The 14259-nt window shown below is 64.1% G+C and carries 13 protein-coding genes and 1 pseudogene; 10 read left to right on the top strand and 4 right to left on the bottom strand.

Going from position 1 to position 14259, the window contains the following annotated elements:
- Positions 1–105: 105 nt before the first annotated feature.
- Positions 106–663: a phasin family protein gene (locus tag Q0S71_RS16040; RefSeq protein ID WP_295997733.1), complete on the bottom strand. Its 558-nt coding sequence runs from the start codon at positions 661–663 to the stop codon at positions 106–108.
- Positions 664–1138: 475 nt separating this feature from the next.
- Between Q0S71_RS16040 and pbpG the strand changes: the two genes are divergently transcribed.
- Positions 1139–2212 carry a D-alanyl-D-alanine endopeptidase gene (pbpG, locus tag Q0S71_RS16035; RefSeq protein ID WP_295997730.1) on the top strand — a complete coding sequence of 358 codons (1074 nt, stop codon included), beginning with the start codon at positions 1139–1141 and terminating at the stop codon, positions 2210–2212.
- Here pbpG and Q0S71_RS16030 read toward each other — a convergent pair.
- Positions 2194–2973, bottom strand: coding sequence for an IclR family transcriptional regulator (locus tag Q0S71_RS16030; RefSeq protein ID WP_295997728.1), 780 nt, complete (start codon positions 2971–2973; stop codon positions 2194–2196). The genes pbpG and Q0S71_RS16030 overlap by 19 nt on opposite strands.
- Before the next feature lie 150 nt (positions 2974–3123).
- On the opposite strand from Q0S71_RS16030, the gene Q0S71_RS16025 reads away from it, so the two are divergent.
- The 9 genes from Q0S71_RS16025 (at position 3124) to Q0S71_RS15985 (ending at position 11894) form a co-directional block, all read left to right on the top strand.
- Positions 3124–3507, top strand: coding sequence for a diacylglycerol kinase (locus Q0S71_RS16025; protein ID WP_295997726.1), 384 nt, complete (start codon positions 3124–3126; stop codon positions 3505–3507).
- A gap of 116 nt (positions 3508–3623) precedes the next feature.
- On the top strand, positions 3624–4628 hold the full coding sequence (locus tag Q0S71_RS16020; protein ID WP_295997725.1) for a sulfate ABC transporter substrate-binding protein: 1005 nt from the start codon (positions 3624–3626) through the stop codon (positions 4626–4628).
- A gap of 14 nt (positions 4629–4642) precedes the next feature.
- Complete coding sequence (locus tag Q0S71_RS16015; RefSeq protein WP_295997723.1) at positions 4643–5197, top strand: alpha/beta hydrolase; 555 nt, start codon at positions 4643–4645, stop codon at positions 5195–5197.
- Positions 5198–5314: 117 nt separating this feature from the next.
- Positions 5315–5953, top strand: coding sequence for a peroxiredoxin (locus Q0S71_RS16010; protein WP_295997722.1), 639 nt, complete (start codon positions 5315–5317; stop codon positions 5951–5953).
- 258 nt (positions 5954–6211) lie between these two features.
- Positions 6212–7021 (top strand): sulfate ABC transporter permease subunit CysT, encoded by an 810-nt coding sequence (cysT, locus tag Q0S71_RS16005; RefSeq protein WP_295997829.1) that lies wholly within the window; start codon positions 6212–6214, stop codon positions 7019–7021.
- Positions 7021–7974, top strand: a complete 954-nt coding sequence (cysW, locus tag Q0S71_RS16000) for a sulfate ABC transporter permease subunit CysW (RefSeq protein ID WP_295997720.1) — start codon at positions 7021–7023, stop codon at positions 7972–7974. Before cysT ends, cysW begins: the two co-directional genes overlap by 1 nt.
- A gap of 1 nt (position 7975) precedes the next feature.
- The gene (locus Q0S71_RS15995; RefSeq protein WP_295997719.1) at positions 7976–9049 is read left to right on the top strand and encodes a sulfate ABC transporter ATP-binding protein; all 1074 of its coding nucleotides are present in this window, start codon (positions 7976–7978) and stop codon (positions 9047–9049) included.
- Complete coding sequence (locus tag Q0S71_RS15990; protein ID WP_295997717.1) at positions 9046–9981, top strand: CysB family HTH-type transcriptional regulator; 936 nt, start codon at positions 9046–9048, stop codon at positions 9979–9981. Before Q0S71_RS15995 ends, Q0S71_RS15990 begins: the two co-directional genes overlap by 4 nt.
- A 212-nt stretch (positions 9982–10193) precedes the next feature.
- Entirely contained in the window at positions 10194–11894 is a 1701-nt protein-coding gene (locus Q0S71_RS15985; protein WP_295997716.1) for a methyl-accepting chemotaxis protein, read from the top strand.
- A 32-nt stretch (positions 11895–11926) separates the two neighbouring features.
- Here Q0S71_RS15985 and Q0S71_RS15980 read toward each other — a convergent pair whose 3' ends face one another.
- Positions 11927–13924 (bottom strand): methyl-accepting chemotaxis protein, encoded by a 1998-nt coding sequence (locus Q0S71_RS15980; RefSeq protein ID WP_295997714.1) that lies wholly within the window; start codon positions 13922–13924, stop codon positions 11927–11929.
- 157 nt (positions 13925–14081) lie between these two features.
- A pseudogene (locus tag Q0S71_RS15975) lies at positions 14082–14259 on the bottom strand (quinone-dependent dihydroorotate dehydrogenase); the annotation flags it as partial.

Genomic DNA, 14259 nt, shown 5'->3' with positions numbered 1-14259 from the left:
GAAAAAAAGCCCCGGCGCTGATCGGGGCTGGCAAGGACATCCCCACGGTGCCGAGGAGATCTGAAACGGCGGGTGGCCGCACCGTCGCCGGCGCGGCCAGCCTGCTTATTTCTTCGGGGCGACCTTGGCGGCCGCTTGCGAGAACTGGTTCACGGCCGATGCCATATTGGTTTCGATCGATTCCACGGCTTGCTTGGCGGTCTTGGTGAACTGCTCGTAACCGGCATTGGCGTTGCCGATGGCCGATTTGAGCATGGCGACGGCGTTTTCGCTGCCGGCCGGTGCGTTCTTGCTCACTTCTTCCACCAGCGAAATGACTTTGCGGTTGGTTTCGGCGATTTGCGATTCGGCCGCCTTGCTGAACTCGGCCTGGGTGCCCGACGCGATCGAGGCCAGATGACGGCCGTAGGCGATGGCTTTTTCGGCGGTCGGCTGGGCCTGGGCAGCGCTCAGCGAGAAGAACTCTTGTGGATCTTTAGCGGACAACAATTGCTTGGTGGTGCTGGACGATTCTTCCAGCGATGCCTTGGCTGCGGTCAAGTTGAGTTCGACGAATTTTTCCACGCCTTCGAACGCTTTGTTGGTCAGTGCCGAAAACATTGCGAACTGGGCTTCAAAGTTGGCTTTGGTCGCATTGGAAAATTGCTCAGGAATTGAAAACATTTAACTCTCCAAAATTAAGTAAATAGTCATTGATAAATGTACTGGTGTTCCCACTGTTTGGAAGCGGTTGCATCTTATTTTCAGGCCGAACAACGTATTGTGCAACGCAACAAACACGATTTTACGGCCTTGGAAAATTAAGTCAAGCGATTTTTGTGCATTGCACCAAGAACCAAAACTCGCTATAAAGAACGATTTCCAGTAGGCAATCGAAGGGCGTGGCGGAGGCGCGTGCGCCATTTCCGCGCAGCATGTAGAGGAAAGCGCTTACTATCCTCAGCAATGGTATCGTCGCTGATTTTGAGCGCAACAGGGCCTTACTTTCGCCGCCCGAAACAACATTGTTTTAACGCATTGTCATAGGGCAATGTTTGATTCCGTCCATGTTAAATTTGCTTGCGAATACTCAGCATTTTGCTACACTGCAACAGCCGCCGGTCAGCTTGTGACTGCGGGGATCACGGGAAAATAATCAATGTTCAAACTTGCGTCAGGCGCTTTGGTGTCGTTATTGCTGCTGCTTGCCGTGCCGCTCGCGGCGCAAGCCCAGGATGGCGCGCCGAAGAAACACGTCGCCAAGAAAAGCAGGGCACAGCGCCAGACCATGGTGATTCCGGCCCCGGCCGAGGCCGCGAAAGGCAAGCTGGTCAAGCACGTCGTGGTGAGCCATGGCCGCCGCAAGGTCGTGTATGCGCGCGTCATCGTGACGGCGCCGTCGGTGCCCACCATGGGCGACCTGGCCGGCTTGAACCTGACCCGCGATCCGCTGGACCTGAAATCGAGCGTGGCGCTGGTGTTGGACCAGAGTAATTCCGAAGTCTTGTTTGAAAAAAACTCCACCGTCGCCTTGCCGATCGCCTCCATCACCAAGATGATGACCGGCCTGGTCGTGGTGCAAGCGCACCAGGACATGGATGAGTTGCTGACCGTGATCGACGACGACGTCGACCGCGTCAAGTTCAGCAGTTCGCGCCTGAAAGTGGGCGCCCAGCTGACGCGCGCGAATATGCTGCACATCGCGCTGATGAGTTCGGAAAACCGCGCCGCCTCCGCGCTGGGCCGCAACTATCCGGGCGGCCGCGCGGCGTTTATCGACGCCATGAACGCCAAGGCGCAAGAGCTGGGCATGAACGATACCCATTATGTCGACAGCAACGGCTTGTCGAAAATGAATGTGGCCAGCGCGCGCGACCTGGCCAAGCTGATGATGGCGGCCTACCAGGAACCGCTGCTGCGCCAGTATTCGACCGATCCGAAAGCCATCGTCGAAGCCAACGGCAAGCCTATGCAGTTTGGCAATACCAATTATCTGGTGGCGATGCCGGGCTGGGATATCGGCTTGCAGAAAACCGGCTTCATCAACGAAGCCGGCCGCTGCCTGATGATGCAGGCCGTGATCGAAGGCCGCGCCGTCATCATGGTGTTCCTCGATTCCAAGGGCAAACAGTCGCGCACGGCCGACGCCGGCCGCATGCGCAAATGGTTGGAAGCGCTGAAACCGTCCGCCCTGGGCGGCCGCGTGGCACCCACTTACTCGACCGGCATGTAACCGAGGGTGGCCGAAATCTGGTTGGCCGTCGTCACCAGGTCTTCCAGCCAGTCATCCTGCAAACGGTCGGCCGGGGCCGAGATCGACAGTCCCGCGATCAGCTTGCCGCTGTCGTCGCGGATGCCGGCGGCCATGCAACGCACGCCCAGCTCCAGCTCCTCGTTGTCGCGCGCATAGCCGCGCGCGCGCACCAGGCTCAGTTCGCGCTCCAGCTTGACCAGGTCCGTGATCGAATTCTTGTTGTGCCCGGCCAGCCCGGTGCGCGTGGCGTAGGCGCGGATCGCCTTCGGCTCGTCGACCGACAGGAACAGCTTGCCGGTCGAGGTCAGGTGCAGCGGGCCGCGCCCGCCGATGGCGCGCACCACCTGCATGCCCGAGCGCTCGGAAAACGCGCGGTCGATGTAGACGATCTCGTCGCCCTGGCGCACCGACAGGTTGATGGTTTGCTGGGTTTTTTTGTGCAGGGCGCGCATGCAGTCGAGCGCCGCCTCGCGCACGGACAAGCGGCTCTTGACCACATTGCCCAGTTCCAGCAGCCGCATGCCCAGCCGGTAAGTGCCCGGCTCGATGCGGTCGACAAAGCGCGTCAGCACCATGTCGTTGAGGATGCGGTGCGCCGTCGACGGGTGCAGGCCGGACACCTTGGACAATTCCTTCAAACTCACCGGGTCCGGATAGCGGGCCAGCGCATCGAGCAGCGCCACCATGCGTTCTATCACCTGTATCGTGGTTTTTTGCTCAGGGACAGTTTCGATTTTCATGATGGGCTTGGTGCAGTGCAGTATTTGACCGTGTATTTATACCATAATGTGAAAAAAATAGGAATTCTGCGGCGGCCCTTGCTGAAAATCGCCGTGGGCAAATCGGTGCCGGGGCATAATGATGCTCTGATTTAATATTGACAGTGCGCTATGGAACCAGTCAGCGAATTCAAGAGCAAAAGCGGTTTGCGGCGGATTTTTTCCGCCTTTTCCTATTCCCTGGCCGGCTTTCGCGCCGCATGGAAGCATGAGCACGCGTTCCGCCAGGAATTGATGCTGTTGTTGATAGGCGGCGCCATCGCGCTGGCGCTGCGCATTTCCGCGTTTGAAAAACTGATGCTGATCGGCGTGCTGGTGCTGGTGCTGATTGTCGAACTGATCAATTCCGCCATCGAAGCGGTGGTCGACCGCATTTCCCTAGAGCGCCACCCGCTGTCCAAGAATGCCAAGGACTACGGCAGCGCGGCCGTGCTGCTGGCGCTGCTGCTGGCGGCCGCGGCCTGGGCCGTGGTGCTGTTCAACCGCTTTTACTGAGACGCGCTGTTGCCGCCATATAAGATTTAGCTATATAAAACTGCTAAATCCTTCGTTCTCTTTCATAACAAGGCATCGTACCCTAGGGCTTCTGAAGTTCACCCACGGGAATTGAGATGTTGCCTAAAAAAATAATCGCCGCCGCCCTGTTCGCCGCCAGCGCCGCCTTGCCCGCGCTGGCCGCCGAAGTCACGCTGTTGAACGTGTCTTACGACCCGACCCGTGAACTGTACCAGGACGTCAATACCGCCTTCGCCAAGGACTGGAAAGCCAAGACCGGCGCCACCGTCAAGATCAAGCAATCGCACGGCGGTTCCGGCAAGCAAGCCCGCTCCGTCATCGACGGCCTCGAAGCCGACGTCGTCACGCTGGCGCTGGCCTATGACATCGACGCCGTCGCCGAGAAAGGCTTGACGGCCAAGGATTGGCAAAAACGCTTGCAGCACAATAGCGCGCCCTACACGTCGACCATCGTCTTTCTGGTTCGCAAGGGCAATCCCAAGGGCATCAAGGATTGGAGCGACTTGAGCAAGCCGGGCGTGGCCGTCATCACGCCGAATCCCAAGACGTCCGGCGGCGCCCGCTGGAACTATCTGGCCGCCTACGGCTACGCGCTGCGCCAGCCCGGCGGCAGCGACGCGTCGGCGCGCGAATTCCTGAAAAAACTATACAAGAACGTGCCCGTGCTCGATTCCGGCGCGCGCGGCGCCACCACCACCTTTGTCGAACGCGGCATCGGCGACGTGCTGATCGCGTGGGAAAACGAAGCCTATCTGGCGGTCAAGGAACTGGGCCCGAACAAGGTCGAGATCGTGGCGCCGTCGGTCAGCATCCTGGCCGAGCCGCCGGTGGCCGTGGTCGATAAAGTGGTCGACCGCCATGGCACGCGCAAAGTGGCGGAGGCCTATCTGAATTTCCTCTACACTGACCAGGCGCAGGAGTTGATCGCGAAGAATTACTACCGCCCGGCGGTCGACAAGGAAGCGAAGAAATACGCGGCCGCGTTCCCGAACATCAAGCTGTTCACGCTGGCCGACGTGGCCGGCGACTGGAGCACGGCGCAGAAAACCCATTTCGCCGACGGCGGCGTGTTCGACCAGATTTATCAGCCGAACAAATAAACGGGGAGGGTGGTATGACGGTTGGTTTGCTGGAACAATATCGTGTGTTGATCGCGCCCGGCCTGCAAGACAGCGGGCCGGCGCACTGGCAAAGCCGCTGGCAGCTGCTGCACCCGGGCTTCGAGCGCGTGGTGCAGGACGATTGGGACTCGACCGAGCTGGGTCCGTGGTCGGCGCGCGTCGGCGAGGTGCGCCGGCAAGATTTGCGGCCGACGCTGATCGTCGCCCACAGCTTCGGCTGCCTGGCGACCGTGGACAGCATCGTGGCCGATCCGGCGCAGGTGGCCGGCGTGCTGCTGGTGGCGCCGGCCGATCCCGATCAATTCGCCGCCGGCCTGCTGCCGGCCCTGGCCTTGCCCTGTCCCTCCACCGTCATCGCCAGCAGCAACGATCCGTGGATCAGCGCGGCGAGCGCCGCGCTGTGGGCGCAACGCTGGGGCAGCACGCTGGTCGAGGTGGGCGCGCTGGGCCATATCAACGGCGAGTCCGGGCTGGCCGACTGGACGTTCGGACAGCTTCAGTTGCAAGCGCTGGCCGAACGGGCGCACCATGCGCGCCGAAATGATTGATGATATAACTATACGATGCGGCGCAAGGTCGATGCGCCGCCGGCAGCGAAGATGGGCGTCGGACGCGGCTGCGGCGCCGCCGTCCCGCCACGATGACACTATTGAACGGAGATAATCATGACACTACGACTAGGCGATACCGCGCCAGACTTCGAGCAAGATTCTTCCCTCGGTCCCCTCCATTTCCACCAGTGGGCGGGCGATTCCTGGGTCGTGCTGTTTTCCCATCCATCGGACTTCACGCCGGTCTGCACCACCGAGCTGGGCCTGACCGCCAAGCTGAAGCCGGAATTCGACCGCCGCAACGTCAAGGCGCTGGCGCTGTCGGTCGATCCGGTCGAGTCGCACCAGGCCTGGATCAAGGATATCGAGGAGACCCAGCACACCGTGGTGGGCTTCCCCATCATCGCCGACGTGGACCGCAAGGTGGCCACGCTGTACGACATGATCCATCCGGAAGCGTCGGCGACGGCGACGGTGCGCACGCTGTTCGTCATCGACCCCGCCAAAAAAGTGCGGTTGACGCTGACCTATCCCATGAGCACCGGCCGCAACTTCGACGAAGTGCTGCGCGTCATCGATGCGCTGCAATTGACCGATGGCTACACCGTGGCCACGCCGGGCAACTGGAAAGATGGCGACGACGTCATCATTCCCCTGTCCGTGCAAGACCCGGACTTGCTTCGGCAAAAGTATCCGAAGGGCTACAAGGCCGAGCGGCCCTATCTGCGCGTGACGCCGCAGCCGAACAAATAAATATCGAGAGCGGCATCAAGCCGTTCGGCAAGACCAAGGACGCACTCTCCGGAGTGCGTTTTTTTTCGTCCGGCGCTGGCGCCGCTCGGCGACTGAGCCAATTCCATCTAAGCAAATGACGAAAGGTTCGTTTGCCCTATACGAAAGGGATGCGATTATGCGTCCCTATAGTCGAAAATGTAATAAGGAGTCTCCATGCCAGCAACAGCACCGCCGCTTCCGACCCCGGTCTCGGCGCAAGGCGCGCCTTTCCGCGTGATGCCGGGGTTCCGGCTGTCGCTCGGCTTCACCATTTTCTATCTGGCGCTGATCGTGCTGATACCGCTGTCGGCCGTCTTCCTGAAAACCTTCACGATGAGCTGGCCCGCGTTCTGGTCGGCCGTCACGTCCGAGCGCGTGGTCGCGTCCTACAAGCTGACCTTCGGCGCCTCGCTGATCGGCGCCTTTCTCAACGTCATCTTCGGCGGCATCGTGGCCTGGGTGCTGGTGCGCTATGAATTCCCCGGCAAGCGCATCATCGACGCCCTGGTCGACTTGCCGTTCGCGTTGCCGACGGCCGTGGCCGGCATCACGCTGACGGCCCTGTATTCCTCGAACGGCTGGTTCGGCAGCTTCCTGGAAGGCGTGCTCGGCATCAAGGTCGCGTTCACGCCGCTGGGCATCGTCGTCGCCCTGACGTTCATCGGCCTGCCCTTCGTCGTGCGCACCGTGCAGCCGGTGCTGGAAGACGCCGAGCGCGAACTGGAGGAGGCCGCCGCCAGCCTGGGCGCCAGCGCCTGGCAAACCTTCAGCCGCGTGGTCTTCCCCACCATTTTGCCGTCGCTGATGACCGGCTTCGCGCTGGCCTTCGCGCGCGCCACCGGCGAGTACGGTTCGGTGATTTTCATCGCCGGCAATATGCCCATGGTGTCGGAAATCACGCCGCTGTTCATCATCACCAAGCTCGAGCAGTACGACTATGCTGGCGCCACCGCGATCGCCGTGGTGATGCTGCTGGCGTCGTTCATCATGTTGTTGTCGATTAATTTGCTGCAAGCGTGGGCGCGCGCCAGAACGGGTAAAAAATAATGAACGCCGTGCCAACTTCCGCCGTGCCAACTGCCATTCCCGTCGCCGGCCAGCCGGCCGCGCCGACGTCGGCGCCGCTGCGCCGCGGCGAACTGCCAACGGTCAACAGTGTGCTGGAGCCGCGCTGGGTGCGCGCCGTGCTGATCGCCATCGCGCTGATTTTCCTGACGCTGTTCCTGTTCGTGCCGCTGGTGTCCGTGTTCGCCGAAGCGTTCAAGAAGGGCTGGCAAGCTTATATCGACGCCATCGTCGAGGACGACGCGCTGTCGGCCATCAAGCTGACCCTGCTGACCGCCGTCATCGCCGTGCCGCTGAACCTGGTGTTCGGCGTGGCCGCCTCGTGGTGCATCGCCAAGTTCGAGTTTCGCGGCAAAAGCATCTTGCTGACGCTGATCGACCTGCCGTTTTCCGTCTCGCCCGTGATTTCCGGCCTAATCTATGTGCTCATGTTCGGCGCCCAGGGCTGGCTCGGTCCGTGGCTGCAAGAGCACGACATCAAGATTTTGTTCGCGGTGCCGGGCATCGTGCTGGCCACCATCTTCGTCACCTTCCCCTTTGTGGCCCGCGAGCTGATTCCGCTGATGCAGTCGCAGGGCAGCGAGGAGGAGGAGGCCGCCATCGTGCTGGGCGCGTCCGGCTGGGACACTTTCCGCCGCGTCACGCTGCCGAACATCAAGTGGGGCCTGCTGTACGGCGTGATCCTGTGCAACGCCCGCGCGATGGGCGAGTTCGGCGCCGTGTCGGTGGTGTCCGGCCACATCCGCGGCGAAACCAACACCGTGCCGCTGCAAGTGGAAATCCTCTACAACGAATACAACTTCTCGGCCGCCTTCGCCGTCGCCTCGCTGCTGGCCTTGCTGGCCCTGGTGACGCTGGCCCTGAAATCCTTCATCGCCTGGCGCCTCAACGAGAGCGTCGCCGACGACACCGCCTTACGTTCCACGGAGCACTGAGATGACGATAGCCGTCCACAACATCAACAAGCGATTCGGCGATTTCGTCGCCCTCAACAATGTGTCGCTCGACTTTCCCTCGGGCGAGCTGACCGCGCTGCTGGGGCCGTCCGGCTGCGGCAAGACCACGCTGCTGCGCATCATCGCCGGCCTCGAACATCCGGACTCGGGCAGCGTGCTGCTCGACGCGCAAGACGCCTCGGCGCGCCACGTGCGCGAGCGCCAGGTCGGCTTCGTGTTCCAGCATTACGCGCTGTTCAAGCACATGACCGTGTTCGAGAACGTCGCCTTCGGCCTGCGCGTGAAGCCGCGCGCCGAGCGGCCGTCGGAAGACCAGATCCGCCGCAAGGTCAAGGAATTGCTGGAACTGGTGCAGCTCGACTGGCTGGCCGACCGCTATCCGCCGCAGCTGTCGGGCGGCCAGCGCCAGCGCATCGCCCTGGCCCGCGCGCTGGCCGTCGAGCCGCGCGTGCTGCTGCTCGACGAACCGTTCGGCGCGCTCGACGCCAAGGTGCGCAAGGAATTGCGGCGCTGGCTGCGGCGCCTGCATGACGATCTGCACGTGACCAGCATCTTCGTCACCCACGACCAGGAGGAGGCGCTGGAAGTGGCCGACCAGGTGGTGCTGATGAACAAGGGCAACGTCGAGCAGATCGGCGCGCCCGACCAGGTCTACAACCATCCGGCCTCGCCCTTCGTCTACAGCTTCCTCGGCAACGTCAATATGTTCCACGGCCGCGTGCACGAGGGCGTGATGGCCAGCGGCGACGCCTCCATCAACGTGGCCGGCGGCGGTGCCGTGCTCGACGGCCAGGGCACGGCCTACGTCCGCCCGCACGACCTGGAAATCGACCGCTACAGCGCCGGCGCCGAAGGCATCGTCGTCAAGCTGCGGCGCGCCCACGCGATCGGCCCGCTGGCCCAGCTCGACCTCGAACGCAGCGACAATGCCGAACTGATCGAGGCGGTCATGTCGAACGAGCGCTTCAGCGATCTCGGCCTGAAGGAGGGCGAGACCCTGGTGGTGCGGCCCAAGCGGCTGCAAGTGTTCGTCGACGAGGGTTCGGCCATATGAATTTCCAGCAACTGCGATCCATCCGGGAAGCGGCCCGCCGCAATTTCAACCTGACGGAAGTGGCCAACGCGCTGTTCACGTCGCAGCCGGGCGTGAGCCGCCAGATCCGCGAGCTCGAGGATGAACTCGGCGTCATCATTTTCGAGCGCAACGGCAAGCGCCTGACCGGCATGACCGAGCCCGGCAAGGGTATCTTGAAAATCATCGACCGCCTGCTGATCGAGGCGGAAAACCTGCAACAGGCCAGCCTCGAATACACGGGCCAGAACAGCGGCACGCTGACCGTGGCCGCGACCCACACGCAAGCGCGCTACGCGCTGCCGAAAGTGGTGCAATCGTTCCGCGCCGCGTTTCCGGACGTGCGCATCGCCTTGCAGCAGAGCGCGCCCGAACACATCGCCGAATGGGTGTTGTCGGGCAAGACCGACATCGGCATCGCCACCGAGGGCCTGTCGCAGTTTCCCGAGCTGGTGTCGTTCCCGTGCTACCGCTGGAGCCATTTGATCGTGGTGCCCGACGGCCACCCGCTGCTGGCGCACTCGCCCATCCGGCTGCAGGACCTGGCGCAGTTTCCGCTCATCACCTACGACGTCGGCTTCACCGGCCGCGGCCACATCGACGACGCCTTCGCCAAGGCCGGGGTGCAGACCGACATCGTGCTCACGGCCATGGATTCCGACGTCATCAAACAATACGTGTCGCTGGGGCTGGGCGTGGGCATCGTCGCCTCGATGGCCTTCGACCACGGCCGCGACAAGGGCTTGCGGGCGGTCGAGGCCTCGCATTTGTTCGCCTCGAACACGACGCGGCTGGCGGTGCGGCGCGGCGCCTACCTGCGTTCCTACGCCTATCATTTCATCCAGCAATTCGCTCCCGACCTGACGCGCGCCGAGATCGACGCGGCGCTGGCCAACGGCGGCGGCGCCGATTAACGCGAGCCCGGCCGCCATCGGGCCGCCCGCTGTCGGCCGCATCTTGTGGCGGCGCGAAAACAGTTTCCATTTTTTCGCGCGCAAGATGATAAATTGACCATATACTCAAGTTCAACGCCGCCCGCCCGCGCCGCATGCCGCCCGGTTGAGCAAGAACGATAACATTGCAGCGTCCGGGATTTAAGCCTTTGGTTTTTAATCGGGAGCAGAAGATGAACATCGGTAATTGGAAAATCGGCACGCGGCTGGGCGCCGGCCTGGGCTTGTCGCTGCTGTTCATGATAGGTATCGCCGTGGTCGGCATCGCCAACCTCGGCAAGCTCGACGCGGGAACCAGGGACCTGGCCACCGACAAGGTGCCCAAGGTGATCCTGGCATATCAAGTGGCGGGCGGCGTCAACGACATCGCCCGCGCCATGCGCAACGCCATGTTGTCGACCGATCCGCAGACCGTGCACGACGAGCTCGACCGCATCGCCAAGCGCAAGGTCGAAAACAGCGCCAACCTCGACAAGCTGGGCCGCCTGATCGCCGACGACCACGACAGCGAGAGCAAGGCGCGCTTCCAGGCCGTGCAGGATGCGCGCGCCAAATACGTGGTCGTGCAAAGCGAGTTCGTCCAACGTTCCACCGACGGGGCCAAGCGCGCCGACGTCGTCGTCTATCTGCTGACGACGGTGCGCAGGGAGCAGACCGCCTACCTGAACGCGCTGACCGAGTTGATCCAATTCCAGACCGCCGCCATCGACCAGGCCAGCGCCGACGCGCGGCAAGCCTATGTCGGCGCGCGCACGATGATGGTGGTGCTGACGGTGCTGGCCACGGCGGTGGCGGCCGGCGTGGTGCTCTGGGTCACGGGCAGCATCACCAGTCCGCTCAACCGCGCGGTCGGCATGGCGCAGGCCGTGGCCGACGGCGACCTGACCACCTGCATCGATTGCGACAGCGACGATGAAACGGGCCAGCTGCTACGCGCGCTGAGCGACATGAACAGCTGCCTGGCGCGCACCGTGGGCCAGGTGCGGCAGGGGACGGACACGATCTCGGTGGCGTCGTGGGAAATCGCCAGCGGCAATCTGGACTTGTCGAGCCGCACCGAGCAGCAGGCGGCCAGCCTAGAGGAGACGGCCTCGTCGATGGAGGAACTGACCTCGACCGTCACGCAAAACGCCGAGAACGCGCGCCAGGCCACCACGCTGGTGGTCGCCGCGTCCGACTTCGCCACCAGGGGCGGCCAGGTGGTCGGCCAGGTCGTCACGACGATGGGCGCGATCAAGGACAGTTCGAGCAAGATCGTCGACATCATCGGCGTCATCGACGGCATCGCCTTCCAGACCAATATTCTCGCGCTGAACGCTGCCGTGGAAGCGGCGCGCGCCGGCGAGCAGGGGCGTGGCTTCGCCGTCGTCGCGTCGGAGGTGCGCACGCTGGCGCAGCGCTCGGCGTCGGCCGCCAAGGAGATCAAGGAGCTGATCGGCCATTCGGTCGAGACGGTCGACGCGGGCGCGCGCCTGGTCGACGAGGCCGGCGCGACGATGGACGGCATCGTGCGCGCCGTCAGGCAGGTGGCCGACATCATGACCGAGATCAGCGCGGCCAGCACCGAGCAGAGTGCCGGCATCGCGCAGATCAACCAGTCCATCGTCCAGATCGACGACGTGACGCAGCAGAACGCGGCGCTGGTCGAAGAGGCGGCCGCGGCCGCGCAAAGCATGCGCGATCAGGCCGACTTGCTGGCGCAGGCCGTCAGCGTGTTCAAGCTGGCCGGCCAGCCGGCGGCCAGGATCGCGCCGCCGCGTGCCGCCGCCGCCGCACCGAAGGCCGCCACGCGTTCGCGGGCATCGGTCAAGCCGGCGCCGAAACGCTTGGCCGCCAGCGCCACGTCCGGCAGCGCCGACTGGGAAGAGTTTTAAGCGCCGTCGCGGCGCAAGCCGGCGCCGGGCGCTTAGCGCCGCGCCAGCAAGCGCGGCGCCGGCAGGCCCAGCGCCGGCCGGTGGCGTCCGCCGGCTTCGTCACCCAGCTTGAAGACGCTCATCGACGTCACCAGGCTTTGCGCCTGTTCCCGCAGGCTGGCCGAGGCCGCCGCCGTCTGTTCCACCAGCGCCGCGTTCTGCTGCGTCATGTCATCCATCTGCGTCACGGCGTGATTGATCTGCTCGATGCCGGCGCCCTGTTCGGCCGAGGCCGTGGCGATCTCGGCCATGATGCCGGTGATGCGCGCGACGCTGCCGAGGATCTCGTCCATCGCCTGCCCGGCCTGGCCGACCAGCAGGTTGCCGGCGTCGACCTTTTGCACGCTGGCCGCGATCAAGTCCTTGATCTCCTTGGCGGCGGCGGCCGAGCGCTGCGCCAGGTTGCGCACCTCGCTGGCGACCACCGCGAAACCACGGCCCTGCTCGCCGGCGCGGGCCGCCTCGACCGCCGCGTTCAAGGCCAGGATGTTGGTCTGGAAGGCGATGCCGTCGATGACCGAAATAATGTCGACGATGCGGTGCGAGCTGGCGTTGATCTCCCCCATCGTATGCACCACCTGCGCCACCACGGCGCCGCCGCGGTTGGCCACGGTGGAGGCGCTGCCCACCAGCAGCTTGGCCTGGCGCGCGTTGTCGGCGTTTTGCTTGACGGTCGAGGTCAGCTGTTCCATCGACGCGGCGGTCTGCTCCAGATTCGAGGCCTGCGCTTCGAGCCGCGACGAGACGTCGGCGTTGCCGCTGGCGATGTCGCCGGTGGCGGCGTTGATGGTGTCGATGCTGGCGCGCACGTCGCCGACGATGGTGCGCAGGCTCTCGTTCATGTCGTGCAGCGCGCGCAGCATTTGCCCGACCTCGTCCGGCGCGCCGACGTCGAAGTCGGACACCAGGTCGCCGCGCGCCACGCTCCGCGCCACCGTGATGGCGTTATTCAGCGGCACCGTCACCGAACGCGAAATCGTCCTGGCCATCAGGCCGGCCAGGGCGATCAGCAGCGCCATGCTGCCCACCATGGTCCAGCGGGTGCGGCGGAAATCGGCGATCTTCCCGTCCAGGATGGTGGCCAGCATGGCGGCGGCGGCGGTGTTGACCTTGAACTGGGCGTCGAGGGTCTGGGTCGCCAGCTTGACGTAGTCGGGCGCCGAATAGCTCAGCGTGTCGCTCTGGAGGATTTGTGCACCGGCCAGCGTGGTCAGCGCGGCGGCGGCGCCGGCGGCTTCCCGCATCGACGCGCCCAGGGTCGAGCCGATGGCCGGATTTTCGGCCACCGCCTTGTCGAACGCGGTCTGGGTCTGGTACAGCCGGTCGTTGACGCGGCCGATGTAGGATGACAGCGCGATGCGTTCGTCGGCGCTGGCCTGCTTGCGCGCCAGCAACCCGGCGCCCAGCGCGCGGGTCTTGCCCAGCTCCTCGGTCAGGTAGGGCAGCTGGTAATACATGGCCTGGATCAGCTGGTGGCCGTCCTTGTCGGGGTCGAGGTTGAGGCCGAAATGGTCGCCCACCAGGTCGTTCACCTTGAGCAGTTGCGGCAGCAGCGCGCTGTGGGCGGCGAAGCTTTGCGCCACCGTCAGGCTTTTGTTGCTGACGCCGGCGCGCAGGCTGTCCCAGTCGCGGCGGGCGTGGTCCCAGGCCTCGCTGACGCCGGGATCGTGCATCGCCTTGATCGTGGCGTCGACGCCGGCGTACAACTGGTCCGCCTCGGCCTGCTTGGCCCGGCGTTGCTCGTCGGCCCCGTCCACGCCGCCCAGCGCCAGGGCGGCCAGGCCGCGATGCTGCTGGGTCAGCTGGATGGTTTTCATCACGGCCGCCACTTGCGGCATGCCCTCTTGTTCGGCCAGGTAGGCGTCCAGTCCCTTGGCTGCCTCGCGCACATAGAAATACGTGGGTATGCTGGCCAGCAACAGCGCGATCACGCTCAGTATCAGGAATTTGTGCGCCAGCCGCAGCCGGCCGAGCAGGGAATAGACATTCATCACGAACCCCGGAAAAATCAGAGAGAGCGGCGGCGCGCGCCGCTGGCGGCGCGCGGTCTGATCCCATCATATTCCTGATTGCATGATTTTTGGTGGCTATCGAGCGTCGGCGTTGCCGGCGGACCGAATCCCGGGCGAGCGCGCAACAAGACGGCGTTTAGCGCGCCCGCAGGGCGTCGGCGCAGTCGCGCACCAGGGCCGGGCCGGCGTAGATCAGGCCGCTGTACAACTGCACCAGCTGGGCGCCGGCGTCCATTTTGACTTTGGCGTCGGCGCCGCGCACGATGCCGCCGACGCCGATGATGGGCAGGGCGTCGCCCAGCTCGGCCTTGAGC

It is taken from the genome of Rugamonas sp. (genome assembly GCF_025354735.1).
GTDB lineage: Bacteria > Pseudomonadota > Gammaproteobacteria > Burkholderiales > Burkholderiaceae_D > Rugamonas.
This window is presented reverse-complemented; position numbering and strand designations above follow the sequence as displayed.

Coding starts and splice junctions, on each gene's coding strand:
- cysT (WP_295997829.1), top strand. CDS start 6,212: ATGCCGGGGTTCCGGCTGTCGCTCGGCTTCACCATTTTCTATCTGGCG.
- Q0S71_RS16030 (WP_295997728.1), bottom strand. CDS start 2,973: ATGAAAATCGAAACTGTCCCTGAGCAAAAAACCACGATACAGGTGATA.
- Q0S71_RS15990 (WP_295997717.1), top strand. CDS start 9,046: ATGAATTTCCAGCAACTGCGATCCATCCGGGAAGCGGCCCGCCGCAAT.
- cysW (WP_295997720.1), top strand. CDS start 7,021: ATGAACGCCGTGCCAACTTCCGCCGTGCCAACTGCCATTCCCGTCGCC.
- Q0S71_RS15985 (WP_295997716.1), top strand. CDS start 10,194: ATGAACATCGGTAATTGGAAAATCGGCACGCGGCTGGGCGCCGGCCTG.
- Q0S71_RS16010 (WP_295997722.1), top strand. CDS start 5,315: ATGACACTACGACTAGGCGATACCGCGCCAGACTTCGAGCAAGATTCT.
- Q0S71_RS15995 (WP_295997719.1), top strand. CDS start 7,976: ATGACGATAGCCGTCCACAACATCAACAAGCGATTCGGCGATTTCGTC.
- Q0S71_RS16015 (WP_295997723.1), top strand. CDS start 4,643: ATGACGGTTGGTTTGCTGGAACAATATCGTGTGTTGATCGCGCCCGGC.
- Q0S71_RS16020 (WP_295997725.1), top strand. CDS start 3,624: ATGTTGCCTAAAAAAATAATCGCCGCCGCCCTGTTCGCCGCCAGCGCC.
- Q0S71_RS16040 (WP_295997733.1), bottom strand. CDS start 663: ATGTTTTCAATTCCTGAGCAATTTTCCAATGCGACCAAAGCCAACTTT.
- Q0S71_RS15980 (WP_295997714.1), bottom strand. CDS start 13,924: ATGAATGTCTATTCCCTGCTCGGCCGGCTGCGGCTGGCGCACAAATTC.
- pbpG (WP_295997730.1), top strand. CDS start 1,139: ATGTTCAAACTTGCGTCAGGCGCTTTGGTGTCGTTATTGCTGCTGCTT.
- Q0S71_RS16025 (WP_295997726.1), top strand. CDS start 3,124: ATGGAACCAGTCAGCGAATTCAAGAGCAAAAGCGGTTTGCGGCGGATT.